21 protein-coding genes are annotated in these 26,710 nt (G+C 55.1%); 7 read left to right on the top strand and 14 right to left on the bottom strand.

All coding sequences use genetic code 11. The features are described from left to right. The first annotated feature begins 10 nt into the window (after positions 1 to 10). From ACR0B5_RS14955 to ACR0B5_RS14940, 4 genes are all read left to right on the top strand, one after another. Positions 11 to 1,135: a cobalamin-independent methionine synthase II family protein gene (locus ACR0B5_RS14955; RefSeq protein WP_480541438.1), complete on the top strand. Its 1,125-nt coding sequence runs from the start codon at positions 11 to 13 to the stop codon at positions 1,133 to 1,135. Beyond that, the gene (locus tag ACR0B5_RS14950) at positions 1,132 to 1,827 is read left to right on the top strand and encodes an alpha/beta fold hydrolase (RefSeq protein ID WP_480541436.1); all 696 of its coding nucleotides are present in this window, start codon (positions 1,132 to 1,134) and stop codon (positions 1,825 to 1,827) included. Before ACR0B5_RS14955 ends, ACR0B5_RS14950 begins: the two co-directional genes overlap by 4 nt. Beyond that, complete coding sequence (locus ACR0B5_RS14945) at positions 1,824 to 2,519, top strand: RraA family protein (RefSeq protein WP_480541434.1); 696 nt, start codon at positions 1,824 to 1,826, stop codon at positions 2,517 to 2,519. The genes ACR0B5_RS14950 and ACR0B5_RS14945 overlap by 4 nt, the downstream gene beginning before the upstream one ends. Positions 2,520 to 2,957: 438 nt before the next feature. Further along, positions 2,958 to 3,263 carry a GntR family transcriptional regulator gene (locus tag ACR0B5_RS14940; RefSeq protein WP_480541432.1) on the top strand — a complete coding sequence of 102 codons (306 nt, stop codon included), beginning with the start codon at positions 2,958 to 2,960 and terminating at the stop codon, positions 3,261 to 3,263. Positions 3,264 to 4,235: 972 nt separating this feature from the next. Here the strand turns inward: ACR0B5_RS14940 and ACR0B5_RS14935 are convergent. Continuing rightward, a complete protein-coding gene (locus tag ACR0B5_RS14935; protein WP_480541430.1) occupies positions 4,236 to 4,877 on the bottom strand; it encodes a TetR/AcrR family transcriptional regulator in 642 nt (213 codons plus the stop codon). Between the two features lie 171 nt (positions 4,878 to 5,048). On the opposite strand from ACR0B5_RS14935, the gene ACR0B5_RS14930 reads away from it, so the two are divergent. Together ACR0B5_RS14930 and ACR0B5_RS14925 are read left to right on the top strand one after the other, a co-directional pair. Then, the gene (locus ACR0B5_RS14930; protein ID WP_480541428.1) at positions 5,049 to 6,125 is read left to right on the top strand and encodes an efflux RND transporter periplasmic adaptor subunit; all 1,077 of its coding nucleotides are present in this window, start codon (positions 5,049 to 5,051) and stop codon (positions 6,123 to 6,125) included. 12 nt (positions 6,126 to 6,137) lie between these two features. Further along, positions 6,138 to 9,281, top strand: a complete 3,144-nt coding sequence (locus ACR0B5_RS14925; protein WP_480541426.1) for an efflux RND transporter permease subunit — start codon at positions 6,138 to 6,140, stop codon at positions 9,279 to 9,281. Positions 9,282 to 10,030: 749 nt separating this feature from the next. Here ACR0B5_RS14925 and ACR0B5_RS14920 read toward each other — a convergent pair. The 5 genes from ACR0B5_RS14920 to cuyA all read right to left on the bottom strand — a co-directional run bounded on the left by ACR0B5_RS14920 (position 10,031) and on the right by cuyA (position 15,421). After that, positions 10,031 to 10,753 (bottom strand): alpha/beta fold hydrolase, encoded by a 723-nt coding sequence (locus ACR0B5_RS14920; protein ID WP_480541424.1) that lies wholly within the window; start codon positions 10,751 to 10,753, stop codon positions 10,031 to 10,033. After that, positions 10,750 to 12,294: an ABC transporter permease subunit gene (locus tag ACR0B5_RS14915; protein ID WP_480541422.1), complete on the bottom strand. Its 1,545-nt coding sequence runs from the start codon at positions 12,292 to 12,294 to the stop codon at positions 10,750 to 10,752. Before ACR0B5_RS14915 ends, ACR0B5_RS14920 begins: the two co-directional genes overlap by 4 nt. Beyond that, positions 12,291 to 13,346, bottom strand: a complete 1,056-nt coding sequence (locus tag ACR0B5_RS14910; protein ID WP_170377013.1) for a betaine/proline/choline family ABC transporter ATP-binding protein — start codon at positions 13,344 to 13,346, stop codon at positions 12,291 to 12,293. The genes ACR0B5_RS14915 and ACR0B5_RS14910 overlap by 4 nt, the downstream gene beginning before the upstream one ends. A 69-nt stretch (positions 13,347 to 13,415) precedes the next feature. Next, complete coding sequence (locus tag ACR0B5_RS14905; protein WP_170377011.1) at positions 13,416 to 14,375, bottom strand: ABC transporter substrate-binding protein; 960 nt, start codon at positions 14,373 to 14,375, stop codon at positions 13,416 to 13,418. Between the two features lie 32 nt (positions 14,376 to 14,407). After that, on the bottom strand, positions 14,408 to 15,421 hold the full coding sequence (cuyA, locus tag ACR0B5_RS14900) for a D-cysteate sulfo-lyase (protein WP_480541587.1): 1,014 nt from the start codon (positions 15,419 to 15,421) through the stop codon (positions 14,408 to 14,410). Positions 15,422 to 15,561: 140 nt separating this feature from the next. On the opposite strand from cuyA, the gene ACR0B5_RS14895 reads away from it, so the two are divergent. Next, positions 15,562 to 16,518, top strand: coding sequence for a LysR family transcriptional regulator (locus ACR0B5_RS14895; RefSeq protein ID WP_480541419.1), 957 nt, complete (start codon positions 15,562 to 15,564; stop codon positions 16,516 to 16,518). Positions 16,519 to 16,690: 172 nt separating this feature from the next. Here the strand turns inward: ACR0B5_RS14895 and ACR0B5_RS14890 are convergent, their stop codons facing one another. The 8 genes from ACR0B5_RS14890 to ACR0B5_RS14855 form a co-directional block, all read right to left on the bottom strand. Further along, positions 16,691 to 17,122 (bottom strand): c-type cytochrome, encoded by a 432-nt coding sequence (locus ACR0B5_RS14890; protein WP_480541417.1) that lies wholly within the window; start codon positions 17,120 to 17,122, stop codon positions 16,691 to 16,693. After that, positions 17,119 to 18,429, bottom strand: a complete 1,311-nt coding sequence (locus ACR0B5_RS14885) for a multicopper oxidase family protein (RefSeq protein ID WP_480541415.1) — start codon at positions 18,427 to 18,429, stop codon at positions 17,119 to 17,121. Before ACR0B5_RS14885 ends, ACR0B5_RS14890 begins: the two co-directional genes overlap by 4 nt. Before the next feature lie 8 nt (positions 18,430 to 18,437). Next, on the bottom strand, positions 18,438 to 19,304 hold the full coding sequence (locus ACR0B5_RS14880; RefSeq protein WP_480541413.1) for a copper resistance D family protein: 867 nt from the start codon (positions 19,302 to 19,304) through the stop codon (positions 18,438 to 18,440). Between the two features lie 2 nt (positions 19,305 to 19,306). Further along, on the bottom strand, positions 19,307 to 19,648 hold the full coding sequence (locus ACR0B5_RS14875) for a copper resistance CopC family protein (RefSeq protein ID WP_480541411.1): 342 nt from the start codon (positions 19,646 to 19,648) through the stop codon (positions 19,307 to 19,309). A 1,124-nt stretch (positions 19,649 to 20,772) separates the two neighbouring features. Continuing rightward, a complete protein-coding gene (locus tag ACR0B5_RS14870) occupies positions 20,773 to 24,345 on the bottom strand; it encodes a hypothetical protein (RefSeq protein WP_480541409.1) in 3,573 nt (1,190 codons plus the stop codon). A 1,013-nt stretch (positions 24,346 to 25,358) separates the two neighbouring features. Continuing rightward, on the bottom strand, positions 25,359 to 25,844 hold the full coding sequence (locus ACR0B5_RS14865) for a DUF2254 family protein (RefSeq protein ID WP_480541407.1): 486 nt from the start codon (positions 25,842 to 25,844) through the stop codon (positions 25,359 to 25,361). A gap of 44 nt (positions 25,845 to 25,888) precedes the next feature. Further along, positions 25,889 to 26,173: a sll1863 family stress response protein gene (locus ACR0B5_RS14860; protein WP_480541405.1), complete on the bottom strand. Its 285-nt coding sequence runs from the start codon at positions 26,171 to 26,173 to the stop codon at positions 25,889 to 25,891. Positions 26,174 to 26,224: 51 nt separating this feature from the next. Next, complete coding sequence (locus ACR0B5_RS14855; RefSeq protein WP_480541403.1) at positions 26,225 to 26,710, bottom strand: Dps family protein; 486 nt, start codon at positions 26,708 to 26,710, stop codon at positions 26,225 to 26,227.

The following is a 26,710-nucleotide window of genomic DNA, read 5'->3' as shown; positions in this document are numbered from 1 at the left end:
GGAGGCCCCGATGACCGTAAAGACCACGCATGTTGGATCCCTGCCCCGCTCGCAGGACGTGGTGGACTACATCTTCGCCCGTGAAAACGGCAAGCCCTATGATGCCGCAGGTTTTGATGCATGCATGACCAAAGCGGTCTCCGAGACGGTGCGCAAACAGGTCGAAGCCGGGGTGGATATCGTCAGCGATGGCGAGACCTCGAAGATTTCCTACGCCACCTATGTCAAGGACCGCTATACCGGGTTTTCCGGTGACAGCCCGCGCAATGCACCTGCGGATCTGAAGATGTTTCCCAGCTTTTTGCAGCGTCTGGCCGATGATGGAGGCACCCCGAAATATGCGCGCCCCATGTGTACGGGCGAGGTACGTTCAAAAGGGCAAGGCGAGTTGCAGAAGGACATCGAAAATCTTAAGTCGGCGATGTCCCAACATGGGATCGACCGAGGCTTCATGAATGCCGCGTCGCCGGGTGTGATTTCGCTGTTTTTGCAGAATGACCACTACCCAACGCGCGAGGCGTATCTGGCCGCGCTGGCCGATGCGATGAAAGAAGAATACGAAACCATCGTGGCCGCCGGTCTGGACCTGCAACTGGATTGCCCGGATCTGGCCCTGTCGCGACACATGTTGTTCACCGATCTGTCGGACGATGCGTTCGTGCAGATAGCCAATATGCATGTCGAGGCGTTAAACCATGCTCTGCAGAACGTCCCTCAGGACCGTGTGCGCGTGCATATCTGTTGGGGCAATTACGAGGGCCCGCATTGTTGCGACATTGCGATGGACAAAGTTTTCTCCACTCTGATGGCGACCAAATCGCGCTATGTGCTGTTTGAAACCTCGAACCCGCGACATGCTCATGAATGGACCGTGTTCCGTGACCGGAAAGATGAGATACCTGATGACAAGGTACTGGTGCCCGGAGTTGTCGACACCACCACCAACTTCATCGAACATCCCGAGCTTGTTGCGCAGCGCATCAACCAATTCTCGGGCATCGTTGGGGCGGATCGGGTGATCGCAGGCAGCGATTGCGGTTTTGGCACCTTCGCGGGCTTCGGAGCGGTTGATCCGCAGATCGCCTATGCCAAGTTGGAGGCGCTGTCGGCTGGGGCAAAGTTGGCCGCGTCATGACGCCTTTGATCTTGTTGCCCGGCATGATGTGCGATGCGCGCCTTTTTGGTCCGCAGATCGACGCGCTGTCAAATAGAGTGCCGTTGATGAGCTTCCCGCTAAGCCAGCAGGACAGCGTCGGGGACATGGCCGCCGAGATTCTGAACAACGCCCCTCCGCGCTTCGCTTTGGCGGGGCTGTCGATGGGTGGGATCGTCGCGATGGAAGTGCTGCGTCAGGCCCCGGATCGGGTGGAACGGCTGGCATTGCTCGACACCAATCCGCTGGCAGAGGCACCTGAAGTCAAGGCGCGCCGTGCGCCGCAGATGGCCGCCGTGCGCAACGGGCGCTTGCGGCAGGTAATGCGCGATGAGATGAAGCCCAACTATCTGGCGGATGGTCCGCGACAGGGCGCTATTCTGGACCTGTGCATGGCTATGGCCATGGATCTGGGACCAGAGGTCTTTCTACGCCAGTCGCAAGCGCTGATGGATCGTCCCGACCAACAATCGACCCTGTCAGCTTATACCGGCAAAACACTGGTTCTGTGCGGGCGCGCTGATGGCCTTTGCCCTGTCGAACGCCACCAGCTTATGCACGAATTACTACCAGACAGCGTACTGACAATCATCGAGGGCGCAGGACACTTGCCCACACTGGAACAACCACGAGAAACCACGGCGGCCCTGACCCGCTGGCTGGAGGACACATGACCCCGTCGCTTCTATCCCTGCTTCGCAAGGTCGACACGCCCACCGTCTGCAACGCCATCGAAGTGGCGCAGGGCAAACGGGGCTTTGATCAGTTCACCCGGGGCACCATGCTGTGCTCTGCCCCTGATGAGCCAGCAATTGTCGGCTATGCATGCACCGCCAAAATCGCAGCCATTCACGCGCCGACCGAGCCAGCAGATGTGATCCGGGCGCGGCGCATGGCCTATTACAAGTATATGGCCGACGCCCCAGAGCCATCTGTCGCGGTGATTGAGGATGTAGATTACCCTGACTGCATCGGCGCCTATTGGGGTGAGATCAACACGTCGGTCCACAAAGGGTTTGGAATGTCGGGGGTCGTAACCAATGGCGTGATGCGCGATCTTGGGGACCTACCCGAAGGATTTCCCGTCGTCGCAGGCTCGGTCGGCCCGAGCCATGGGTTCGTCCACATACGCGAGATTGATACACCGGTTTCAGTGTTCGGCATGACTGTGAGCCCAGGTGATTTGGTACACGCTGACCGTCACGGAGCACTGGTGATACCAAAGGATATCATTGTGCATCTGGAAGCGGCGATCCAGAAACTGTTTGTGACAGAGCGTATCGTCCTGGATGCTGCGCGCCAATCCGGGTTTGATTTTGAAACCTTTGAAACCGCATGGGCCGAGTTCGAAAAGGCAAGAGTTTGATTGCGGCCGACAATTGAAAGACCCCAGATAGGTAGGCTACGCTTGTTCTTTCGAGAGAAATCCAGATAAGACGAGTATCGCAACACTTGGCACTAGCGATAAAGTAGCGTTGAACTGCCTGTGGCTTAAGCAATAGGTGATTCAACCAACTTCCAACTATTGCGCTTGCTGCGAATGACAGAAGGTCTTCCCTTCTTCAATTGCACTGGCAGCGCTTGCCATCCAATTGCTTAGAGTCCAGGGCTCTGGAACATTCAGAACCAGAGCTCACTGCGCAACTCCTAGCTCTCGAATGTTGACCGGCCTTAGGAGTAGGATTCGCAGCGGCCTCTTTAGTCAAATTCGGGTGTGATAGGACTTCCCCTTTTGCCGAGCAGACTTACTCTGTTGCACCTAAGATGAGTATGCCAAGTTTCGAGTCAGACACTGCGCGAGTTCATGATCGGCCTCAGCCGGTTTGGCTTTGTCAGAAAGGACCATCAGCGCCGCTGGATCCTCAAGGTTTTCAAGCGCAAAGACGCGCTTGAGCTGCATAAAATCCGCATCATGTTCGACACCCGCGCTGTCGAAAAGGCATGCGAAGTACCCTTGGGTAACCCTATTTGGGGTGGGCTGCATCGGCTGAAGCAAAAGCATCCTGCGATCATATCTTCGCCTTACTTGCCAATTTCGGATTTCCCTGCGCTGGACACCGAGTTTCATCGCTTCGTGAACATATATGCCGACAACCGTTTGTTTGGCTAGCCAGCTAGGGTCTGGATGCATTGACTTCCCTCGCAGCGTGTACTTCACAGCTCGCAATACGGAGCGGCTAAATGCGCTATCTTGTCTAGCTTACTTTCGAGCGAATGGCCAAGCTGGACAATGCCACGCTCAAGAATCTCGCGACAAGATGAACTACTAACACCAAACGTGAAGCGACGGTCCGCATTGAACGAGATGGACCGGCACGACTTTTCTGAGCGTAGAGCGTGTGATCTGTCCGACCTGCACAGATCTGTCTTTCAATTCCAGAAACAGGATCGAATGATTCAAGCCTACGCAAGCAATTGTGTAAACGACGAAATAAAAGCTTAAGTTCGAACATCGGCGCACTAGTATCCCGCTCGTCAGAAAGGGGTGCGAAGTGAACCACTAGAAACTGTTCCGGCTCGGCACCGAAAAAAGTCGGATGTTCGAGAACGGTTCTGACGTAAGCGCGCACAGAGGACCAGGTCACAGATGGCGATCCTGCAAAGCCCGTACCAGCGATGGTCGGTCGGCCTCATTCCGGACTAATTGGTAGATGGTCGCCAGTCCCGCGTTGTGAGTTTTACTGACGATTTTACCGCGCCGCTGTTGTCAGCAATTCAATCGGTGGCGCACCTATCTCTCGTGAACTGGATCGTATCGCTGAACTGCGCAGCTCGGAGACATCCAGCCGCTACCGGCAATACCGCGGCGCGGCCCGTCGAAAACACCATTCGCTACGAGAGCGAAAACACGCGACAGTCTAGCTTTCGGTCTTTGGACACTTCGTTCTTTGGCGTTTTCGGCCTGAACAGCGGCTCTGAAACTTAGCATCGGCGGCAAAAGTACCCTAGTAGTAGAGCTGGCATTCGCAGCGCTTTCCAAAGTTTTTTGTGTGAACCTCAGCAATCGTTAGGCGTAAGCGTGATAGTGGCACAGATTGCCTGCTATCAGTGGTTAGTCGCCTTTGATTTGGCTCGAGATCGCTCAGCTCAGCATTCTTTCCGAAACGTCCTCAAGAAGGCTACGAAGATCGAACTCTTCGCCTTTCTCGGCAAGCCCTTTGTCATGCAGAATGAAGGACAGCCCGTGCACGAAACTCCACAACAAAAAACCACGGCGGCGAACTTCGTTTGTGATTCCCGGTTCACCGAGACATTTTGCTACCTCAGCCAAAAGAATCCCGAAGCTTTGCTGGCCGCCTTCCTCCAGTCGGGGATCCGCGATGCGGTCTGTGAAGCCGCCAAATTTCAATCTGAAGATACCGGGCTCATTTAACGCGAAGGCAATATACTCCATCCCTATGGCAGTGATGCGCTCGGGAGATCCTTCAGGAACGCCTTCCAGCGCAGCAAGCATATTGTCTCTGTGCCGCTCCATTCCCTCAAGGACAGTGGCGACCAGCATTTCTGTCTTGTCTTTGAAGTGCTTGTAAGGTGCCGCGGTTGACACGCCCGCGCGTCTGCAGGCCTCGGATACGGAAAAACTGTCCGGACCTTTTTCTTCGACCAACTGTCGGGTTGCTTCGATCAGTGCAGCACGGAGATCGCCGTGATGATAGGCTTTCTTGCTGACGGAAAGACCCGCCGTTTGACTGCTTGTCTGACGATTTTTTTCGGTGCTGCTCATGATCCAACATGTGCCAGATCACGTATCTCTTGTCAAAGTGAGAACTTCTAACATATGTTAGAGACACTAACTTGATGAGGTCCCCAAATGCCGAATCCTGCAGGTTCATCTACTGAAGCGACCAAACCGAGCCTATTTGCACGTGTGTTACGCGGCACTGCGCGTCTGGGAGTGACCGTCAGTTTTATCGCCGTCGCAGCGGCCGCTGTTCACTTTGGTGCATCCGAACTCACTCGTCGAGCGGAGGCGGTGCCCGCACCGGATGCCGCCGCTGTTACACCGGTGTCCGTGACACCGATCACGTCCGAGAGCGCTTACACAGTCGACCGTGAGTTCATTGGGCAGGTCGAACCTCAGCGTTCGGCAGATATCTCTTTCGAACTGAACGGGACGCTCGATCAAATTCTGGTGGATGAAGGTGACGAAGTTGCCAAGGGTCAACTTCTTGCGACACTGGACATTGCACTGCTGGAGGTCGAACGCGACCGTCTGACAGCATCACGTGATGCCATTGCAGCCCAGCTTGCATTTGCAAGAAAGACGGTCGAGCGAAACGCGAAACTCATTGAACAAGGCTTTACCAGTCAAGCTCGTTTGGACGAGGCCGTTTCTCAGCAAGATGAATTGTTGTCCAGAATTGGCGAACTGGATGCGGCCTTGCGCGATGTGACCGTTCGGATCGAGAAATCCAGTATCGAGGCCCCATTTGCCGGTCAAATAACCGCGCGACACGTGGACGGAGGTGAAACCCTGCGATCGGGCGAGCTGGTTCTGGGAATGGTCGAGGTCGTGTCGCCGCAGGTTCGGATCGGCATTCCTCTCGATGTTGATCCGGCGCTTCTGACTGATGTTGAGATCGAAATAGCAGGTCAAAGCTATCGGTCCGAGCTTGCAACTTTGCGACCCGATATTGACCCGGTGACCCGAACCCGTACCGCGCTGTTCAATCTGAAGAATGCGCCGGACGTTGCTTTCGGACAAACCGCACGTGTGCATGTCCTCGATCCAGTCCAAAGTGCCGGAACGTGGGTGCCCACAACATCACTGAAGGAGGGAACGCGCGGGCAATGGACACTGCTGGTTGCCGACGCGCAAAAGACTGTGCGCCTGGCGACGGTCGAAGTGCTGCATGCCGAAGACGACCGCGTCTTTGTGCGTGGCGCGTTCCCGGAAGGCACCGTCCTGATCGATCAGGGGCCGCAGCGGGTCAGCGTTGGTCAGCGCGTCGCTTTCAACACTGGCGAGTAACGGAGCGATCTGATGGAAACCCTTACCTTTCGCCATCCCCGGCTGGTTGCCCTGATCATTTTGGTGCTTGTATCTGCAGGTTTGTCTTCGTTCCTTTCGCTGGGGCGGCAAGAAGACCCAACTATCACCAACCTCTTCGCAACTGTAACCACGCAGTTTCCTGGCGCAGACCCCGAACGGGTCGAAGCACTAGTGACCGCAGAAATCGAAGAAGAGCTGCGGAAAATCGCCGAGGTGGATGAGATCAGTTCCGTATCCCGTTCGGGCGTATCTGTCGTTTCGGTAGAATTGCTGGAAACGCTAGACGAAGCCACCATTGAGCAGGTTTGGGCCGAGGCTCGGGACGCCGTCGAAGATGCGCGCCAGAACTTTCCGGCAGGTGTATTGCCACCGGAATTCGATGCCGAGGGTATTGCTGCCTATTCTGCTGTCATTGCAGTCGCGGCCGAGGACCCTGACTTCCCGTTAACTTTGCTGTCACGTCATGCCGAAGCCTTAGGTGACAGATTGCGCGCGATACCTGCGACACGAGCCGTCGACTATTTCGGTCAGCCGGAAGAAGAGGTGCTCGTAAGTGTCGATATGGACAAGGCCGCTGCGCTTGGGCTTGGCGCCACCGAGATTTCCCTGCGGATCGCCGAAGCAGATGGAAAGGTTCAGTCTGGGCGGCTGCAATCCGATGTCGACCTGACCATAGGCGTCAGTGGAGAAATTGAGAGTTTGGATCGCATTCGAAGCATCGTCCTGCGTGAAAACGCAGACGGTGCCGTGGTGCAGCTCGGCGATATTGCCAGCGTAGACCGGGGCGCACGCGAACCGCAGTCCTCAATCGCATTTGCCAACGGAAAGCCCTCCGTTTTGGTCGGGATTCTGGCGCAGGATGGCGTGCAGATCGACCGCTGGACAGGCTTTCTAAAGGATGAGCTTGAGGCCGGTGCCGCATCGGTACCCTTGGGAATTCAGGAAATACTGCTGTTTGATCAAAGCCAGTACACGACAGATCGTTTGTCAGAGGTCGGGATCAACATGGCCATTGGCGTGACTCTTGTCGTTGCAGTTTTGTTTGTCACGTTGGGCGTTCGCGCAGCTGCGATTGTGGCTTTGGTACTGCCAGTTGTCTCGTTGGCAACTCTGGCAACAATGAATATGATTGGATTGCCTATTCACCAGATGTCCGTGACAGGGCTGATTGTTGCCCTCGGCCTGCTCGTTGACGCAGCCATCGTGATGACGGATGAAATTCGACGTCGTCTGCAGGATGGGATGGAGAGACTTGCAGCCGTGCGAGATGCTGTGCGCCGGTTGGCTGCGCCGTTGCTGGCGTCGACAGTGACGACGGCACTTGCCTTCACGCCGATGATCTTGCTGCCTGGCCCCGCCGGCGACTTTGTCGGTGCCATCGCCATAGCCGTGGTGCTTATGCTTGTCTGGTCCCTGGTTGTGGCCTTGACGGTGACCCCTGCGATTGCGGGCTGGGTACTGTCCGACCGCCCCGACGCAGGAATGCTAAGCCGCGGTATCAGCATCCCGCCGCTTGCTCGAATGTTCGAGGCCTCAATTCGATTGTCAGTCACTAATCCGGTGCGCTCCATCGCGTTGGCAATGGTCTTGCCCGTGCTTGGCTTTGCGGCCTTTCCAACGCTGACCGCGCAATTCTTCCCGGGCGTCGACCGCAACCAATTCTATATCGAAGCCGACATGCCGGGTGGAACATCAATTGCCACCACCGAAGCAACCGCCCGCCAGATCGATGAGATGCTGCTAGCAGATGATGGCGTCGAAAGTGTCTATTGGACGGTGGGAGAATCTGGCCCGGCATTCTACTACAACATCGTCGGCAACCGTTCACGCGAGCCCGGGTTTGCGCAGGCGATGATCACGACCGACACGGCTGACGACGCGGCCCGCCTTGTTGGAGCGTTACAAAGTCGTCTGGATACCGACTTTCCTGACGCGCAGATCATCGTTCGCAGTCTTGTGCAGGGCCCTCCGGTCGACGCACCGGTTGAAGTCAAAATTCAGGGGCAGGACATCACGGTTTTGCGCGATCTGGGCGACGAGGTGCGTTCAGTTATGGCCAATCTCGACCTGGTGACGCAGGCGCGCGCCAGCGTGAACGGCGGCAACCCCCAAATCCGGTTCGAGATTGATGAGGTCAAAGCCCGTCTGCTGGGACTGGACGTGGCCGATATTGCTGGTCAGCTGGACGCAGCGCTTGTTGGCGTCACTGGTGGATCATTGATCGAAGGGACTGAACAGTTGCCGGTACGAGTTCGTCTAAGTGACGAGGTACGCTCAGATCTAAGCGCCATTATCAGTATGCCCATCCTGCTGCCCAATGCCGCCGCCATATCCGCCACTAGTGTTTTCCCCGCTGTGCCGTTGTCGGAACTCGCCAGACCGGTGATCGAACCAGCGGAGAGCGTAATAACCAGAACGGATGGCGTGCGCGAAAACACTATCCAAGCGTTTATCGTCCCCGGTGTTTTACCCGAAGAGGCGTTGCAGGACGTACTAGAGGCGCTTGATGCGTCCGGGTTTGTGCTACCGCAAGGCTATTCGATGTCCTTAGGCGGCGACAGTGATGCCCGATCCAACACCGTGGGCAATCTGCTTGCCTCTGTTGGTTTGATTGTCACACTCTCCATCGCGACCATCGTACTGACCTTCAATTCGTTCCGACTGACGCTCGTGACCTTGGTCGTGTGCGTGTTGTCTGCAGGCCTTTCGATGCTATCGCTGGCAGTTATGCAATTCCCGTTCGGAATAACGGCGATCATCGGAGTCATCGGCTCGATTGGAGTTTCAATCAACGCGGCGATCATAATTCTGACTGGGTTGCAACAAGACGTTGACGCAAGCCAAGGCGACCGAGCGGCCATGGCGCGCGTTGTGACTGGTTCAAGTCGGCACATCATCTCGACAACGATCACAACCTTTGGCGGCTTCCTACCCCTGATCATAGGTGGAGGAGCATTTTGGCCACCATTCGCCGTGGCCATCGCCGGAGGGGTTCTGTTGTCGACCGTCGTATCCTTCTATTTTACACCGCCCGTTTTCGCGTTGGTGTATCGTGGCAAGCTCGACAAACCGCTTGAGGCAAAGAACCAACCTTCCCAGCCTCGAGAAGCAATTGTCGCGCTTGTGGCAGAATGAGGATTGAGACTACTTCTTGACGCGAATTGCCATCCTTCAAAGTCGTTGTTGTGTAAAGAAAGGTCAAGGTCCGCTATCGGCCCATAGTTGGGTTTTGCAAGATCTACTTTTGCGCGAAGATGCTGCTCGTGGCTATCCTAAAGATAGCCGTCTTGGGTTCTCTGCAGACCTTGTCGTAGACGCATTTTTTGCTATGAACCTCCGGTCAATGTCGGGTTGTCGTTAGGACGGACATGGTCGATCGGAAGATCAACCATGGAAACACCAAACCAACCCGACTTTAGTGTCCTTATTACCGTTTGGAACAAGAGACGTATCGTCAGGCGAAACAACCATTGCAACCAAAGCATTTACGGACAATCCGCATCCGTCTTGAACTTGCCGAGAACCATCGCGACCTCTCACTGCTAAAAATAGTAGCCGACAGCAAGCTTCGTGGTTGCGACCTTTTCAAGATGAAAATCGTTGAGGTTGTGGCGTTTGCCAAATCTGAGAGTGGGCGTCCGTACTGCTAAGCAGAACACTGAAGCCCGTCCGACTAGAGAATTCTGAAGGTGCTAAAGCCTCTATCGAGAGGTGAATGGGAGACAAACGGATGGTCGGCTCTGACTACCTTTTGCCCGTTATTTTTACGAACACTTCGCTGCCGCTCACTGGGTGAGCAAATATGAACGCAACTTGGAATCAGATTGTGCGGCCAAAGTTGCCTTCCGTTGCGGCGATACAAAAGTCAAAGTCGCTTACATACCTCAGCTATCCAAAAAGTCGGATACAAGGTGTTGAAAAAGTTCGGATTTCTCCGCATGGAGAGCGTGGGCGCAGGCCGGTACGACAGCAAGCGATGTATTTGGGATCGCCTCCCAGAGCATATTGGTTTGGCTCCATGGATATGTCCGATCTTTGTCGCCCCAAAGGACGAGGGTCTCTTGCTGGATTTGGGGGAGGCTCTGTTCTCCTGACCAAACTTGCATCGCGTCTAAGCCCGCCTCCAGAGCCGGCAGCGCGGTTTGAGCGGCAATCGCGGCGCAGTGCTCATATCCGGGTGCAGCTTCGCGATCCAGAAACCAAGTTGCTGCGATCCGGCGTGTGGTGGCCGCTGCGCCGTCTTCCGCAGCGCGCTTTTTACTCTGTTCAATGGTCTCGAACCGCCCTGGTAAAACACCGATGGCACCAGTTGCGTAAAGCACCAGGCGTTTAATCCTTTCAGGGTCGCGCAAGGTAATTTCCTGAGCGATCATGCCGCCCATGGAGTGACCCAGCAGAAAATACTCCTCCACCCCAAGGCTGCGGAGGTGCCGGACGACCCAATCCGCATATCCGCCAATACTGTCGATTGGCGGCAGATGGGCATTTGCTCCGAACCCCGGCAGGTCAACGGCAATCACATCAGCGTGCTGCTGCAGGGTATCTCTACACCCATCCCATTGTGCGCTGCCCCCCATGAAACCATGAACCAGGACAAAGGGGGTCACTTTCGCTGCCCTTGAACGATCCGGTCAAGGATCATCGCGCAGAAGAGAATGGCAAAGCCTGCGAGGATACCCTGGCCCACATTGGCGTATTGCAGCGCCTCAAGGACGTCTTCGCCCAGTCCTTTCGCACCAATAAGCGAGGCCACCACGACCATGGCCAGTGAAAGCATGATTGTTTGGTTGATACCCGCGCGAATGGAGGGGCTGGCAAGCGGAAGATCGACCTTGGTGAGAAGGTACCACTTGTTGGCGCCAAAACTGATCGCGGCTTCACGTACGCTTTCAGGCACACCACGCAGGCCCAAAACGGTAAGGCGTACCACGGGTGTCCCACCGAAGATCATAGTGACAATGACTGCCGCTGGCTTACCAACCCCGAAAAAGGCAATCACAGGCACCATGAAGACAAAGGCAGGCATGGTCTGCATGAAATCCATGATCGGTTGGATGACCGCGTAGAACCGCGGTCGACGCGCAGAGAACATGCCCAAAGGAATGCCAATCAAGATGGAAAGCAGTGCCGCAGTGCCGAGAAGCGCTAACGTCGTCATAGCTTTTTCCCAAAAGCCGAGAAGGCCCATGTAGGCTAGAAAGGCACCTGACCAAATAGCCATACGCAAGCCAGCCGTGAGCCAGGTCAACAGAACGATCAGCGCGGCCACCACGATCCAAGGAGTCTGAACCAACGCCACCTCCATGGCATCCAGCAACCAGCGAATAGCTGCGGTGAGTCCGTCAAAGAACGCCACACTGTTGGTGACGCACCAGGCGATAAATGCCTCTACACTGTCAATACTAGCCAGGCGAATTGAGTTATCTGTCGGGAATTCACTAAGAAACGAAAAACGACCCGGGAAACTGTAGTGGATCATTGCGGTCGCGACCAAAAGGATCATGAAACCCGCGCTGAAGACTATCTGGCTGACCGGCATGCCAGAGCGAATTGTGCGATCTGAGAGCCAGTCAGAAAACCGGGCCTCCAGCGCCCAGTTGGCGACCACAGCCTGTATGAGCTTGGCCACAAGCAAGATGGCAACACCGGTGAGTGCAATCGACGGACCTTGTGCGGCGAGCAACTCTGCCTCGGCGCGGAAGCCTTCTATATTGGCTTCCAGGCCTTCGATCTGGCGTTGAATCGCCGCGGCTCGATCCGAGCCGCTCTCTTGGGCGGCCGCAAGCTGCTGGTAGCGCAAATCGAGCGTACCTTCAATCGAGGTCACACGGGCCAGCGCGTCTGCTCCCAGATCTCCGAATAAGCCCCGCGCGATTTGCACAAAGCCGATCGCCTCGACGACAAGAAAGGCCAATGCCCATGACCAAAGCCCGCGTGCACCGAACCAGATCGGACCAAAGAGCCCGGCCATCATATTGAAGGTTGCCGTAAAGCGCGCTGATGCCCCGATCTTGTCGAAATTGCGGATGTAGTAGTCGGGGCTTGTGCGCACAAAAGTGCGGATATTCTCGCGGCGTTCCTCGGCATAGGCCTGCGCGGCTTCGCTTTCTGTGTCTTCAAGGGGGTTCACACCAAGATCTTCGCTCATGACATTTCCGTCCCTTCAATCACGGTGCGCAACAGATCTGCGCGAGTGATGACACCTCTGTCCTCGCCGCCTTCGGACACCAGAACCGGCCGTTCGTCGTCGATGGCTCGTGTGATTAAAGCGGAAAGTGTCTCATTGTGGTCCACCCGGTCGATGTCAGCCGGCAGTGGCCCGTGCGTGGCGAGGTAGCTGTCCAAAGGCTGCATTGCCGCATGAGCATGCACCACCTTCAGCCGCGATATCCCGGCCACGAAATCAGCGACGTAGTCATCAGCGGGATGCATGACAATGTCCTCAGCCGAGCCGATCTGCACCATCTTGCCGTCACGCATGATCGCAATCCGGTCCCCGATGCGGACAGCCTCATCAAGGTCATGGGTGATGAAGATCGTTGTTTTCTTGAGTATTTTCGACAACCGGATGAACTCATCCTGTAACTGCCGTCGGATCAGGGGATCAAGTGCGGAGAATGGCTCATCCATCAACAGAACATCAGGATTGGCCGCGAGCGCACGGGCAAGCCCCACACGCTGCTGCATGCCGCCAGAGAGTTCGTGAGCGAATTTCGACCCCCACGCCCCCAATTCGACAATGTCGAGAATGGCGGCCGCCTGCCGCATACGCTCGTTCTTGGCGACCTGTCGGATTTCCAGCGGCATTGCCACGTTGTCGAGGACCGATCGGTGGGGCATCAACGCAAAATTCTGGAACACCATCCCGATTTTCCGGTTGCGGAAAGCCTGAAGTTCCTTTGTTCCCAGCGCCATGACGTCCGTGCCCTCGATCTCGATCTTGCCCGCCGTCGGTTCGAGCAGGCGATTGAAATGGCGCACGAGTGTGGATTTGCCGCTCCCTGATAGGCCCATGATACAGAAGATCTCACCGCGATTGACGTTGAGGCTGACATCGGCCACGCCCACCACCGCGTTGAATTCAGCAAGGACTTCAGCCTTGGTCAGCCCCCGCGCACGAATGGCTTCCAGAGCGGCCTCAGGTTTTGCCCCGAAGATTTTCCAGATATTGGAAATTTCGATTACAGTCTCGTCGCTCATCCGCCCACCCGTGCGTGCCTTCAAGTGGGGCGGCACCGCTAGGTGCTGCCCGTTGTTTATTGGTCTGGCTCAGAGACCCAGCATCGCATCTACGCGCTCGGAATTGGCGTTAACCCACTCGGCCGCAACTTCCTCAGCATCGCGCCCATTGGCACTGATCTCGAAGGCCAGCGAGCTCACGTCATCGGCGGTTAGGGAGAAGTTCGCGAAGAATTCCGCAATCGCCGGTGAGCGATCCCCAAGCGAGTTGGACCAGGCGATCTGAACTTCCTTCAGAGCATCCTTACTTGCTACCATAGACTTGTTGTACCAGTCAGGGTCGTCTGAGGGCTGCACCATGACGTATTTTTCAGGATCGTAAGTCGGTTCGGTCAGCATCACCACGTCAAACATGTACCAGACGGCATGCGGCTCATAGCAGTAGAAGGCATATCCTTCTTTTTTGGCGATACTGTCCTTGATGCGCGCAGTCTTCACAGCTTCTTCGGCGCGAATTGGATCGATGAAGTCCAACAGGCCGTAGTCGCGCACCTTTACCTCGTTCACATTGGCAGAGGCCCAGCCGGGTGCGCCGATCCACATCTCACCCTTACCATTGCCATCGCTGTCCATCGCAGCCGCCACATCGGGGCGTCCAAGATCCGCGATGTCGGTGATGTTCATCTCTGCGGCAAAGTCTTTGGAGACGCAGAAACCCTGATTGCCCTGATAGGGGTTCGATGACAACGTTACGGTGCCAGCACCATCAACATATTGCTTTGTGAAGGCCTCCTGATTAGGCAGCCATACATCAGGGTGCACATCGATATCACCCTTACCCTGATCCATCGCTTGAAAAATCGTGGCGTTGTTACCGGGCACATACTCCACCGTGCCGCCAATGCGGGTGGTCACGATTTCACCCAAGACATGGGCAATAGCCTGCGCTCCGGTCCAAGTAGGAACACCGATCTTAACCTCTTCAGCGGCAAGTGGTGCGCCGAGAGCTGAAACCAAAGCCGCGCTAATCAAGTATTTTTTTAGTTTCATTTGATATCTCCTTGTTGGTTTGTTGTTTATTTTCAGGCCACGTAGCCAGGAAGTTCGAAAGTTTCGGGATAGCCAAACAGGGCTGCGCTTCCGCCGGTATGCAGAAAGACGACATTGTCCATGCCGTCGAAATAGCCTTTGCGCGTTTGGTCGATGAGCCCATCCAAACCTTTACCTGAATAGACCGGGTCGAACAAAAGTCCTTCGGTACGGGCCAACAGCTTAAGCGCGTCAATCATCCCTGTGGTGGGAAGACCATATCCTGCACCGACGTAGTCGCAATTTGCGCGTACATTTTCGCGCGCAATGGGAGTACCCGTCTCCATATATTCGACAGTGCGCATAGCCAGATCATGGACCATGCCTTCCTGTTTGTCTTTTGGAGCCCGCACGCCGATGCCTAAAAGGTGAATGTCGCTTTCCAGTGCGGCAAGACCGGCGACCAATCCGGCTTGCGTGCCGGAGCTGCCGGTCGCATGGACCAGCGCGTCGATTTTTAAGCCGGCATGGGCGGCCTGTTCGCTTAACTCGCGCGCGCAATTCACGTAGCCCAAAGCCCCGATCGGGTTCGATCCACCGCCGGGAATGATGTAAGGGGTTTTGCCTTCTGTCTTCATCTGCGCAGCGCAGGCTTCCATCTCGGCCTTCATGTCCGCACCACCGGGACGCTTGGAGACACTGGCGCCATGCAAACGATCCAACAGGACATTTCCATTCAGAATATAGTTCGGATCATTGGAACCGGTGCGATCCTCAAGCAGGATATGGCACGCAAGGCCGAGTTTTGCGGCCGCCGCTGCTGTTTGACGCGCGTGATTGGATTGCGTCGCCCCTTGCGTGATGATTGTATCTGCGCCTTTCTGGACTGCGTCAGCCATCAGAAACTCCAGCTTACGGGTCTTATTCCCACCCGACGAGAGGCCGGTGCAATCATCCCGTTTGACCCACAAACGCGGACCACCCAAAACCTCACTCAGGCGATCCATCGGCTCCAAAGGCGTAGGAAGATGACCAAGCGATACCCGGGGAAATTTCGCCAGCGTCAGCGATAGCTCCTTGCACAAGCTCAAAACCATCTCCGGTGCGACCATCGCGTCACCGCCGGTCATCTGAATTGTCTCAGCCACCACACTCTCCCTGCTTTTGCCTACAGCCAAACACTTTCAAAAGAAAAAGAATAAAAACAGTGCATATTTCGCAGGCTGCTCATACATTTTCTTTGGGTATAACGGAGATGCGGATGAATATGCTGTGGTTTGACGATGTTCTGGCCCTTCTGGAAGAGCGGAACATGACACGGGCTGCAGCCCGCAGAAACATCACGCAACCCGCATTCTCAAGGCGTATTCGCAGCTTTGAGGAGTGGCTGGGGATTGAAGTTCTCGATCGCAAATCGAACCGGGTCGAGATCAGTCCGGCACTGGCCTCGAACGAAGCCGAAATCCGCTCTTTAATCGCTAGATTAAATGACCTGCGCACAAAAATTGCGCAACATGGCCCCACCGTTTCGATTGTGACGATCGCGGCAACTCATGCATCGGTCGTCTCGACCTTCCCTGATATGGCATTGCGTGCACGTGCCACTTTCAAGGGGCTCCGGTTTCGTCTTAGAACGGCCAATCTGAACGATTGTGTCACTCTGTTCCTGCGCGGCGATACCAACATGCTGCTATGCTACGAGGCGCAAACCGTCTCCCCAATGCCGTTCGGAGCAGGCATTCGTCGCGGCACTTGGGGGCACGACTACCTTATTCCGGTCATCGGTGGCGGTTTACGCTATGCGGTGCGCGGAAACGGTGACGTGCCTTTAGACACGCCGGCCATCGTCTATCCCGAAAACAGCTACTTCGGCGAAGCATTGAACAAGAGCAAACTTCCCTTCGGAACCGCCGATTTTAGCAAAAACCCCGTTTGCCAGACGGCCTTTTCAAGTGGAGCAAAGGAAATGATCCTGAACGGTCTCGGTGTTGGTTGGCTGCCGTTCAGCATGGTGCACAAGGAAATTGAAAGCGGCGAACTGATCTCCCTACGCAACCAATTGGGTCAGGAAAAGCTCGACGTGGTGGTCTATGCCCACCACCAGACCGAGATAGCGAAAACGTTGCTTGATTTCTGGACAAACAAGCCGTCTTCAAAGTCTTGAGACTATGAAGCGCAAGCTCTGGCCAGAAACCAAGACAATCCACTGGAACCGAATTTTGAGTGACGGAAGCCTTTAAAATGAAGCCGTAACCCTGTGGCGTCTTGGCAGCAGCCGGACCAGTCTTGGATGTGGACGGCCCTACTCCCAGGCAGCACACAGAAGACCGTCTTCCTCAATTGTGCGGCGGATTGCGACTCGCTTGCATTTCCTGAACGCGATCGGGCCAAGTTGACCTGATATAAGCCAGAATATCCCAAATCTCATTTTCGGTGAGTTCATCCCTAAATCCCGGCATGCCGCTTGCGAAGCCAGTGACCCCGCGTACGGCTAGCGCCGCTTCGCCACCAAGTCGGGTGTACTCAAAAAGAAGCTGATTATCATGGTGCCAAGTGTGCCCAGTCTCATCATGCGGTGGTGCAGGCAGAACTCCATTGTCATCAGGAGTCTGCCAATTTGGCTGTCCTTCCAGATTGATGCCATGGCAGGACGCGCAGTGTTCGCCGTAAAGAACACGCCCATTGGTCAAATCTCGGTCTTCCATTTCGTGGCTGGCAATTGCCTCGGTCGCAACGCCACATAGAGCCACTACCAGCACGCGTTTCATACGACTTCCACCCACGTTTTCATGCCAGCTGCCTGATGCCCTAGCATGTGACAGTGCAAAAGCCATTTACCGGGATTGTCGAACACGCAAACTATTTCGCGCGTCTCACCAGGCTTGATCAGCGCCGTATCCCGGAAAGCACCTAAGCTGCTGTCCACCCCGACTTCAAAGAAATGATGCCCGTGCAGATGGATACCATGCGGGAAACGGGTGTCGTTCACCAGACTGATGCGCGCCGTTTGGCCACGTTCAAACTTGTGGAGCGGCGTATCCGATAAGCCAGATTGCCCGTTAAACGCCCAAATGTCGGTTTGCGTGCTTGCGGGGCGGCTCATCGCTCCACCTTGCATGGTCAGCGACAAGGCCACCGCATTGTCCAAATCCGGCTGCTTCCGCTCGTTTGGTGGCAGTGTTGGAATCGCGGACGGTTGCCGCGTGCTGTTCACCCCTTCAACCGGAATTTCACCCAACAGGTAAGGATCGTCGCGCGTTGGGAAAACAAAGGCGATGTGATCAGCTGATGTTACGTCAGCAATGATATCCAAGCGTTGAGCCGGTGAGAGAATGAGGTTCGAAACCTCTTGCGGGTCCGGCAGTGGCATGCCGTCGAACGCAACGATTTTGCCGTCGATGCCTTCAAGTTCAATCGGGAATATCCGGTCTGTTGCGACATTGATCAACCGCAAGCGCACGCGATCACCGCGCCGGACCGGCGTATTTGGTTCTACAAGCGCGCGGGCGTAGTTCCCCAACCGCCCTTGATGCGCCTGATCGTGCCTGTTCTCAAAGCCGTCGACGAGCGCTCCGCCTTCGGTGATGCGCCAGTCGTCAATCATCACAATAAGATCGTGATCCAAATCGGGCGGGCTTAGCTCCTCAACAATCAGCGGCCCGTAGAGACCTCTGGCGACCTGTTCCCAAGATCGGTTGTGGGAGTGATACCAGAACGTCCCCGCATCGGGTGCTCGGAAGCTGTATTCAAACTCAGCACCCTTCTCGACTATGTGTTGGGTCATCCCCGGCACGCCATCCATCGCATTTTCGATGCGCAGCCCGTGCCAATGCACCGCCGAGCCTTCACCAATCTGGTTCAGGAACCGAATATCAAATGTATCACCCTGACGGGCGCGAAGCACCGGACCGGGCGTACTGCCATTAAAGCCAAGCATCGGAGTTGCCGGATCACCTTCGGGCAGAATTTGCGCATTGACCGGCTGTGCGACCAGTTCAAAGGGTGCTGATGCAAGAGTAATGCGCGGTGCCAGTGCCGCCGCGCATGTTGTGATCAGAAAGTCTCGCCTTTTCATAGAATGCCTCAATTCGGTAGGGTCAGAACGCTGGTGAGCGTCGCGGTGGCGACAAGCACCATCAGTATGACCGTAGTTTCGATTTCAATCGAGCGCGCTAGATGACGCGCCGCCTTATCGTCCCCTGCTTGCATGGCTGGAACGAAGCGGAGTTTGTTTGCGGCCGCCAACGTCAGGACCACTACTACAAGTGCAATTTTGATCAGAAGGGTTTGCCCGTAACCGGTAGTCGTCAGCGCCCTCACATCGCCCAACAACATCCAAGCCATTATTATTCCAGCCAAAATCATTGCAGGGACAACTATCGAAGCCATCTGTCCAAAACGATGGCCCAACTTTGCTGCGTTGCTCAGATATTCTTGCCGTAGCGACAGGGTGCGCAACGGTCCGAGGATGCCGATCCAAAACGCGAACCCAAAAAGGTGCAAGAGCAAGAGCAAACGAACACCTATTGGTTCCAGTTCAGGAATATGCCCGATCTGAGCAAAGGACCACAGAGCGAGCAATCCCCCCGCGAGGGCGATCCATTGCCCAACGAGGGGAATGAACACTCCGGTGATGATTAGTATGGCCCCAAAGATCCGATAAACGAGAACGTCGCCAACCGAGGTCTGCCACAACAGACCGAGCATTTCAGGATCGGTCATCCCAACGGCTCCGCCCGTCAGGGCAGCGCCACGCAGCATGAACCCGAGGACAGAGGCAACAAGCGCAAGCACCGCCAACAGCGCGACCTGAAGACGCATCCTATCGCTGAGAGGCGACACAAGGTCGGTGAAAGCAATCCGAGTGATCAAAAGCCCAGTCGAACCGCCAATACCGACATAGAGTATTAGCTTGGACAGTATTGCGCCTATTCCCCAGATATCGGGCATACTCAGTCCACTGTAAATGTGAATTCACCCTGCATGACGTGCCCGTCCACACCCAAGCCCCGCCATTCAATTCGATAGATGCCTTCACCCATGCCTTGAAGCGGGAGCGCGAACGCGCGGCTAAAACTTGTCTGGTCTCCCAAGTCGAGCGTGACTGTATGCGCATCCTGATGGATCATGTTAACCTTTGTCAGGCGAATATCATCCGTGAAATTAAAGCTGATCTCAGAGGGCACCTCAGTAACTGTCGCGCCGTCTTCGGGTGTGGTGGTGTCCACTTTCGAATGGGCAAAAGCGTTTGTGGCAAGCGCGGAAATCAATGCAACTATGGTGAGCATTTTCATCGGTGGGTTCCTCAGTTTATTCGATTGGCGCGCTGTATGTTGCGGATGTAGTCTATGACCATGGCCAAGTCACCATGGGTTTAGCCTTCAACCTGGGACGTTGCGCAAAACTTACAGCGGTGACCTCTGTCAACCATTGCCACAACCCATTGAAAGGACTCGTCTGCATGATGGCTGGGTTCATAGATAACATGGATCAGCGCTGGCCCCGCGCCCTCGACGCCAAACGCCCTGCGTCCTCAACTGGGGCGGAACGAAGAGCGGTACAGGCAGCGAAGGCTTCCACGGCGAATACGCCGATTGGGAGAAGTTTTCGGTTCATGTACCAATTCTAATTTTCTATTACAGAATAGTGCCGCAAAAAAATCTGCACACTAGAACGTGTTCGCTACCATGAACAATGCCCGAAATCTGTTTCAGCTGTTGGGAGGCCTTTCCGGGTTGCCCGGTTTGTTGAGTTTAGAGAGGCTTTTGACCTGCAATACCATTGCAATCACGGATCGGTTAGGTGTCATTTGGAAATTCTGATACATGAGCGCAACGGCGTTGCATAGTAAACGATAACATCCTTAGTGCCCCCGCTCGAACTGATTCATGTGGTGCTATTTTGCGTGGCGCAATTGAGGTGTAGCCAGCGTGGAACTCTTCTGCAGACGTATGAAAGTGGTCGTAGCAATGCCCACCATCACAATTCTGTAGCATCGCATGTACTCAATTCACGAGACCTACTATCAGGCCCAGCAAAACAACAAGCAGCATCGTAGCTATGGTTCGAGCGAACTTTGAAGTTGGTACCTAAACTAGGCTCCTATTGATGAAAAGCCGACATTGTTAGGCAAGTTGATATGCCCACGGCAACGCGTCCGATATACGGGCAAACTTAGTGGGGCCAACCTCATGTTTCACGTCAATTCGGCGTTCGTGCAAAAACTCTTCGACCTTCTGCAGAGAAAACAGGAAACAGATGAGCCCGTTTTTGACACGTAAAGGGTTCGTGCCAAACCGCCGACGTTCTGACCCTCGCGACAGGATTTATAGTAGGCCAGCGCGCGCCGGACTTCAGGCGTCAGCCCTGGATGCGATCATTTGAACGTTGTGTTCTGCAGCGCATCAAAGGTGGTCAACTAGCGGGCACCTGTAGAAAACTTGATAGCCACCGGGTTTGCACCTTTTGCGCGCAGTTCTGCTACATGCTCACCGGGTTTGAGTGCGTCGACCCAGGCATCCAGATCTTTCGCGACCTTTTTACCGTCCAGATACCATTCAACAGATTCTACTGCGGTTCGCCCTGTGAATGTGCCCCAGAGGTGTAGCGGTCGGTCTGCGCGCACCACCTGACCCTCCAAGGGATGAATGATGGCAAGCTCGGGCGGCGCCACGGGCAGTTTGACTGGCTTGGTGTCGGCCGTCGCGGTGGAATAGCCGTCATGCGCCAGAACCCTGATCCTGACTTTGTCGGCTGGGATGATGGCTGGGTCGATCTCCACAGTGTTGCCTGTCACGCCAACCGTCAGGCCGTTCCAGCGTTCGCCATCAGCGGACCATTGCAGCCAGACATCAGGGGCATAACCTCGTTTGGCTCCATTCGTTTTCCAGGAAACCTTTAGACCAGATTTGCCAATACTGGCTTCGGCCGATGCTACTTGGATGGGCCGCGCCGGGCGTTTGCGTTCCCATAGGGTCGTATCACCCTGGCAAATTCGAATTGCAGTTCCAAGGTCGACATCACCCATTGCTGCTATGAAGTTGTAGGGCGGTTCAGCCGGATCCTTTTTGCCGCCTCCGCCGCAACCGCAGCCATCTCCATTGGCGTCGTGCGTATCCATTGTAAAGACCGGCGCGAATGAGATTACCTCGTCGTTGTCGCCGATCAATTGGATGACAAGATCAGTGCGCGCGCCAGACATCCGTAGGGGCCGCGTTGGAACCCGCACGAGGCTCGCGACCGATGCTTGCATATCTTTGTCAATCGCTCCGACAATCGTCACGAATGGACGTATCTGGTCTTCCCGGTCGACTTCCATGTCACCTGCCCCTGTCGCATTGCCGCCAGAGACGCCCGTTGCCAGTGCGACAGGGTCAAATTCGGCACGGTTCAGCATGTAGTTATGCGTAAAGATCGAAACCCAACGCGGGCCGCAATAGCCCATCAGATCCTCGCTGTTGGCCGGTCGATGTATAGTCCCGTCATTTGTGTCCAGACCGTATTCGCCGATACTCGCATCCGAATAGACTGTATTGCCGCTGGAATTGGTTGTTGTCATACCGGTATCGTAGGGCTCGTACAGCGGATAGCTCGCGTTCGGTGTGCCAACCGCACCGCATGGGGCATGCGGCAGGCCCGCCTGATGGCCTAATTCATGCGCGAGCGTGACCGGATTGTTGGACAGGCCAGCACCGTTGCCGCCGCTGGCACATCCTGTGTTGCCATGCGAGCGCGGGATCGCCGCATTCACCAAACCATAGTAAAGCCAGTCGCCCTGATTGCCGTCATTCGTGCGCGCATTGGCCACGAAATTCAGGATTGGTGTCCAGTTGGGATCGCATCCACCTGCCGGGAACATGTTATTTGTCAGCCCCTGCGTTGTGGTCTGACTGTCGATGATACGCACGTTGGGTGTACTGCCCACCGGGAAGACCCGAAGCGCAAAACTGGTGTCAGCGGCCACCTGTGCTGCGTTAGGGGCTGGCAACGTAATATTCGCTCCACCACCCATTGGTGGGCCTTGATAGCCGATCGTGACGGCTGCAACGCGCAACTCTTGTTCAAGGTCGACATCGACGAGCTGTTGGGCTTTATCACTACCGCCATAGCAATCATCTGGCGAAGAGACGGTGATCGAAAGACGCAATAGCCCTGTCATAACATTGGCCGGGATGATGAAGTTCAAAGTTGCGTCGATATCGCGCCGCTCTGCGTCATAGCTGGAGAAACTGTCCTGGGCCGTCATCGGGGCGTTGAACGGAGGGATGTTGGCCACCGTGGACCAAACTCCGCCGACCCGGCGTTCCACTTGAAGGGTACCGCCGACATTGCCGAGCTGCCCGTTGTCGAAATTCGGATCTTGCCCGCTGCGCAAATATGTCCGAACCCAAGCCGATTTGTTTGCCACTAGTTGCAACGAATTGTCCGGGCCCCGATCGGCGGGATCCGTCAGATGCTGGGCGGCACGGTAATACTGGATCGCTTGCGTTACCTCTATCCCGTCAATGGACAGGTCCGGCGGGTTCTGGAAAACGAGGTCCAGACCCTGACTGACGGTAGCTGGTTTGCATTGCCCGGTCGCGACGATTTCAACACGCACCTTTGTCGTCTGATTGAAATCGGTTTGATCAAAGTCCCAACGCCCCAGATCGGGGGCTGGTGCAATCTGCGCGATGACGGCACCGGTTTCGGTGTTCACGATGCGAACTGTCACAGTGTCTGCGGCACAGACTTTCCAGCGGATTTTGAGGACCTCGCCAGGCAACAGACAGTCGTCATTTTGATGCCCTTTGACGATGAACTTGAGGATATCAGCGCTTGTTCCTTCGAACTCAGCCAACATCTTTCCGCTTATGCGGTAGTCCAGAAAACGATCACAGACGTTGATGGTCTGAGCAGGCGGGATGATCGTCAATCCGCACCCCGCACTGGTGGGCACGACCACGCAGATGCGTTTGCCCGACCATGAGGTCGGCTCCACGATTGGGCCGGGATTCATCGTTCCATGCTGAGTGAACTGCACTTTCCCAGCTGTTTCGCCAAAGCCGCATCCGCAAATAGCGACAGTATCACCAGGGCAAGCACGCTCGGGGTTGATCTCGGTCACGGTGTAGCAGTCGATACCGCACCAGTTCCGATGGGCATCTGTGATGCAATCCAAAATGGGCTGACGGACACAGAGGTGGGAGCAAGGCACCTGACCGCAGTGGGCCTGACCAGTGCAGATACACAGCACGTATTCTAACAAATCAATAAAGTGCCGCTCTGAATGAGGCTTTTTGCAGATCAGGTTGACGGCTGCTTGGTGTAGCGCGGTTAACACTTGGAAACGACATAGTTGCTCCAACAACGCACCGACATACTTGACCATTGTTGGACGGTGACCGCAGGACACATGCAGCGCAGCGAATACCATCAGGCTCATGTCTTCGTCGGCGATCAGGGATTTTCCCGTCGGACAGACATGGTCGGAACAGCAGGCCGACTTATGTCTGGATTTGACTGGTTTGCAGTCGTCGTTGTTGCAATCTTCGTCAAAAATATCCTGCAACACGGTTCCTGCGTCCTCGCCGGACGCGCCGTTACAGCTGCAACCCATTGACGACGTGGCGCAAAGGGCATTTAGCACATCCACAAATCGCCCCTTGGCAGCAATATTTCCGTTCATAACGTGCCATGCGTCATCAAGCGCATTACCGAAGATCGCAAGCGTAGGTCGAACGCACTCAAAGAGGTCCACGCGCTTTCGCTGCAACCGACCGGCATCGGCAAGCTCAAATGCTTCCTCTATGTCATCCAAGATACTGTCTGGCAAAAACGGCTTGTCAGGTGCGACCCAGCTTAGCGGGCGGTTCAGGTGGCAGATGAGCTCTTCTGCCGGAACCGCAACGTCGAAATTTATGCCTTCGCTACAGGAACAATCTTCTAACTTGAGCCGAGCCTTGTGAATGCGCCTTCCATCGCGATCGCGCAGCTTCAACCGAAGTTCCATGGGGCCTTCGCATTTGCAATCCTCACGGATTTTCGACGGATCTACAGTGAGCACAAACCGGCCATCAGCGGCCGTCAATACACACCCCAAGTCGATCTTACAGTCATCTCGCTTGTGCCAGACGTTGCCAAAAACGGCGCGAATACTAACCAGTAGTCCGTGTACGGGTTGGCCGTTTTCCTTCTGAGTGACACGACCGAAAACAAATTGAAAGCGACTAGGCATAGCTGAAACAAGCCTCCGAATTAAATATGAACATCTGCTAGTTTCACTTGGGAATTGCGTCAAAAAGGACGCTTTGCACCAATGGCGACCAAGTGTGATATGCAAATTTCAAATAGGTTTAATGTTAATTAAATATGACATTATTCTGCGCCAAAATCCCCAAAATGTCAATCAAATGTCGCCCCCGGCGGCGCTCTGGGCGGCATTTGGAGCCGAGGAGACGGCACCCCTTCCGAACGGTGACATTTCTGCAATATCGCTCAGCTCTAAGGTGAAGGTCGCGTTTTTGACGCAATTTTGCTGTACACGCGACCAAAAGCACCTACGGCCCATAAGATAAATTCGCCACCCACCTGAATTTATACAGACTCTGCCCGGTTGCAGACATTAGCCGCGAGCGCAAATCATCGGCTCGCCGAACTCAAACATCGCGGGAAAAGTAGCTCTTTAGTTACGTTACTCAGTGGCTACCTTTCAAAAAAATTTGCCCACCTTATCGTAGTGTACTTCTTTAATGGTTATTAGATAGCCCACTCGCTGCCCTCCAGCCGAACCGGACTTCATATTTCCAAGGAGGTTGATTAAATTCGTTCAAGTGCGGTTTCGACTTGGCCGCACTCACCAGACCTTCGGTATTGATCGAATTCACATATCCAGTGCCCGAAGCCAAGACTTGGCGCTTGTCTCCCTCTTCAGGGACTGCCTCTGAAGATGGAGTATCTGCGCTGTTTTCGATTGCGGTGCTGACTTGGCGATCCAAGGCCTCAGAAATCCGCGCTGCCTCCTGATCAATTGTAACGCGTCGATACAGTATGAACGAAGAGCAACAGCAAGAGAACTGAGATGATCGAATAGATTTTTCCAATCGCTATAGCCAAATTAAAGGATGTGTTATCGCGTATCAGCCACAAAACTATCAAGCTGTATAAAAACGTTGCTCCAAGTGAGCCAACTGCAAGCTGATTTACCCTGTCTTCGCCGAAGCGCTGCAAGAGCCTGGGCCCAATGGATCCTGCAGCCAAAGTGTAAACCAGCAGAACAATGGAATAGACCATGACCAACGCGGACATGGATGCTGCCGAGATTGCGCTGAGCACATTGCTCGCAGTGTGATTGAAAACACTGAGCCAATCAGAAGAGGACCAACCCCAATTTATGAGCACTTGCTCCGTCTTGAAGACAATCCCAGCCACCAAAAGCCCTGAGAGGCTTATGGCAGCAGGGATGGTTAGGAACCCGCGAAAGTACCTCACTAATTCTCTAGGTGTTTGCATTCCGGTCCCCATTCACGACACGAGCATTGTTCACAAACCCAGCTTTACGCGAACCGGTCCGCCGCTTCTTTCAAAGCACTCTGCATATCGCCCCATGCAGCCTCGTAGCCCTCTTTGACGTCTTCCCAGGCCTCGTCGCTGGTCGACTTCAAGTCATTCAGTTGAGCCTCTGCGTCAGACCTAGCCTTGTAGAGCTTACTGAGCTGCTCCTTGAGCTCGAGTTTGGCGTCCGCTTCGGCCACCTTCAGCTTGGCTTCGAGAACATCAATTTGAGCATTCCAGCTATCCAGTTGCAGCTGCGCCTTTGTCTCGTACCCAACGCGTGTCATCAAATTTTCCTTTCGTCTCAAACTTTGGTTCATATCAATGGGAGCTGCCAATTAGGCCGCAACAATTGCCTTGAGCATCCAGACCGCTTCCTCATGCTTCGCCATCCTAGCGTTCATCAAATCCTCTGTAGCCCCATCGCCATAACGGGCAGCTGTCGCGGCAGTCTCACGCAGGTTCCGGGCAATCGCTTCGTGGTCCGCAACCAACTGGTTGATCATACCCTCTGCGTTTTTTACTGTTTCTTCTTCGGTCAACTTGGCTTGGCTAACCATGTCCGTGAACGAGATCGGGGCCACCTGACCCAGAGCGCGCACACGCTCGGCCAAATCATCCGCAGCTTCAAACAGGGCGCGATACTGACGCTCTGTCAGTTCATGGATCGGCAGGAAGAGTGGGCCTACGACGTTCCAATGTGCGCCTTGCGTTTTCACCATCAGAACCATGGTATCGGCCAGCACTTCTGTCACCGCGTTGGCGATCCAGGCGTTTTTGTCGATACCTGTGTCGTTGGTTTCTTCCTGAACTTCAGACTTCAA

The organism is Ruegeria sp. AG1, assembly GCF_056541705.1.
This window is presented reverse-complemented; position numbering and strand designations above follow the sequence as displayed.